Source organism: Citrobacter sp. wls826 (genome assembly GCF_005281245.1).
Taxonomy (GTDB): Bacteria; Pseudomonadota; Gammaproteobacteria; order Enterobacterales; family Enterobacteriaceae; genus Citrobacter; species Citrobacter braakii.
Window position 1 is genome coordinate 102595 of sequence record NZ_SZWS01000063.1, and the last position, 2741, is coordinate 105335.

Annotated in this window: 4 protein-coding genes; all 4 read left to right on the forward strand. The window is 53.2% G+C overall.

The window, feature by feature from the left end:
* A partial coding sequence (locus tag FDW87_RS19590; RefSeq protein WP_252363264.1) for an MFS transporter occupies positions 1-870 on the forward strand: 870 nt, incomplete at its 5' end.
* 122 nt (positions 871-992) lie between these two features.
* Positions 993-1730, forward strand: coding sequence for an AzlC family ABC transporter permease (locus FDW87_RS19595; RefSeq protein WP_019077531.1), 738 nt, complete (start codon positions 993-995; stop codon positions 1728-1730).
* The gene (gene ygaH / locus FDW87_RS19600) at positions 1720-2055 is read left to right on the forward strand and encodes an L-valine transporter subunit YgaH (protein WP_016154157.1); all 336 of its coding nucleotides are present in this window, start codon (positions 1720-1722) and stop codon (positions 2053-2055) included. Before FDW87_RS19595 ends, ygaH begins: the two co-directional genes overlap by 11 nt.
* Before the next feature lie 90 nt (positions 2056-2145).
* Positions 2146-2676 (forward strand): multidrug efflux transporter EmrAB transcriptional repressor EmrR, encoded by a 531-nt coding sequence (emrR, locus tag FDW87_RS19605; protein WP_003037300.1) that lies wholly within the window; start codon positions 2146-2148, stop codon positions 2674-2676.
* Positions 2677-2741 lie beyond the last annotated feature (65 nt).

Consider the following 2741-nt stretch of genomic DNA (forward strand, 5'->3'; position numbering starts at 1 on the left):
ACCGCCCTGACCGGGTTGTTCTCGGTAGTGGCACAGATTCTGGTTCCGCTGGCGGCGACGCTTGCCACGCCGGATAAGCGCGGTAAAGTTGTCGGCACCATTATGAGCGGCCTGCTGCTGGGTATCCTGCTGGCGCGCACCGTGGCGGGATTACTGGCCAATCTTGGCGGCTGGCGCACCGTATTTTGGGTCGCATCGATATTAATGGCGCTGATGGCGATTGCGCTGTGGCGCGGTCTGCCGAAGATGAAATCAGATACTCATCTCAACTATCCGCAACTGTTAGGCTCCGTATTCAGCCTGTTTATCCATGATAAATTGCTGCGTACCCGCGCGATGCTGGGCTGCCTGACCTTTGCCAATTTCAGTATTCTCTGGACCTCTATGGCGTTTTTGCTCGCCGCGCCGCCGTTTAACTACTCCGAAGGAACGATCGGGCTGTTTGGCCTGGCAGGGGCCGCAGGGGCGTTAGGCGCGCGTCCGGCAGGTGGTTTTGCCGATAAGGGAAAATCACATCTCACCACGACCACAGGTCTGTTATTACTGCTGCTCTCCTGGTGGGCTATCTGGTTAGGGCATAGTTCCGTGCCAATGCTGATTATCGGTATCCTGGTCCTGGACCTCACCGTTCAGGGTGTACATATCACCAACCAGACGGTTATCTATCGCATTCATCCGGACGCGCGTAATCGCCTGACCGCCGGATACATGACCAGCTATTTTATTGGCGGGGCTGCTGGTTCGCTGATTTCGGCCTCCGCCTGGCAGCATGCCGGTTGGGCTGGCGTTTGTCTGGCCGGTACGACCGTTGCCCTACTCAACCTGTTGGTCTGGTGGCGAGGATATCACCGTCAGGAAGCCGTAAATTAAGCATATAGCGTATGTTTACCGCTGATTGGGCTCCGCAGGGTGTTAAGGAGCCCATCAGTCTGCTAAGGTTATAACTCATTGAACCAAGTTATATTAATTTCGGTAATGAAACCTATAACCCTATGGAAAGCCCGATATCCCAGTCTGAACCCAGTTCTGCGACGCTAACTGAAGGATTCAAAGACAGCCTGCCAATAGTCATCAGCTATATTCCGGTCGCTTTTGCATTTGGTCTCAATGCCACTCGCCTTGGCTTTACTCCGGTTGAAAGCGTGTTTTTCTCCTGCATTATCTATGCGGGAGCCAGCCAGTTTGTCATCACCACAATGCTCGCCGCAGGCAGTTCTTTGTGGGTCGCCGCGCTGACCGTCATGGCCATGGATGTACGCCATGTTTTGTACGGACCTTCCCTGCGTAGCCGAATCGCCCAGCGACTGAGCAAACCCAAAAGCGCGCTGTGGGCCTTTGGCCTCACCGATGAAGTCTTTGCCGCCGCCACGGCGAAGCTGGTACGGGATAACCGGCGCTGGAGTGAAAACTGGATGATCGGCATTGCGCTATGCTCCTGGGCCTCCTGGGTGTTTGGCACGGTGATCGGCGCGTTTTCCGGTAGTGGTTTACTCAAGGATTACCCGGCAGTTGAAGCCGCGTTGGGCTTCATGCTCCCGGCGCTGTTCATGAGCTTCCTGCTCGCCTCTTTCCAGCGTCAACAAGCACTCTGCGTGACTGCAGCACTGGCCGGCGCGCTGGCTGGCGTCATGCTGTTTTCCATTCCTGCCGCCATCCTTGCAGGCATTGTCTGCGGATGTCTGACGGCTCTTATCCAGTCATTTTGGCAGGGAGGTCCCGATGAGCTATGAGGTCCTGCTGCTTGGCCTGTTGGTCGGCTGCGTTAACTACTGTTTTCGTTATTTGCCGCTCCGTCTTGGAGTGGGGAATGTTCGCCCGACGAAGCGCGGCGCGACGGGCATATTACTCGACACCATTGGCATTGCATCAATTTGCGCCCTGTTGGTGGTGTCTACCGCGCCAGAAGTGATGCACGATTCTCGTCGGTTCGTGCCTACGCTGGTGGGGTTTGTCATACTGGGCGCAAGCTTCTATAAGACCCGCAGCATCATCATTCCAACCTTACTGAGTGCTCTGGGCTATGGATTAGCCTGGAAAATGCTGATTGTCTTATAGATAAAAACAATCATTTTAAATAAATAATACATTTACTTTATTTGTCACTGTCGTTACTATATCGGCTGAAATTAATGAGGTTATACCCAAATGGATAGTTCGTTTACGCCCATTGAACAAATGCTAAAATTTCGCGCCAGCCGCTACGAAGAGTTCCCTTATCAGGAAGTGCTTCTGACTCGTCTATGCATGCACATGCAGGGCAAGCTGCTGGAAAACCGCAATAAGATGCTGAAAGCTCAAGGGATTAACGAGACATTGTTTATGGCGTTGATTACGCTGGAGTCTCAGGAAAACCACAGTATTCAGCCTTCTGAACTGAGTTGCGCGCTTGGCTCGTCACGCACTAACGCAACCCGCATTGCGGATGAGTTAGAAAAACGTGGCTGGATCGAACGTCGCGAAAGCGATAACGATCGCCGCTGTCTGCATCTGCAATTGACCGAGAAAGGCCACGCATTTTTGCAAGAGGTGTTACCGCCTCAGCATAACTGCCTGCATCAGCTTTGGTCATCTCTCAGCACCACCGAAAAAGATCAGCTTGAGCAAATTACCCGTAAACTTCTGACCCGTCTTGACCAGATGGAGCAGGATGGCGCGGTATTAGAAGCGTTGCGCTAACGCGCCGACTCGCTCAGAAATCCAGATTTATAAATGAAAAAACCGACAGGCCAGCACGCATACTG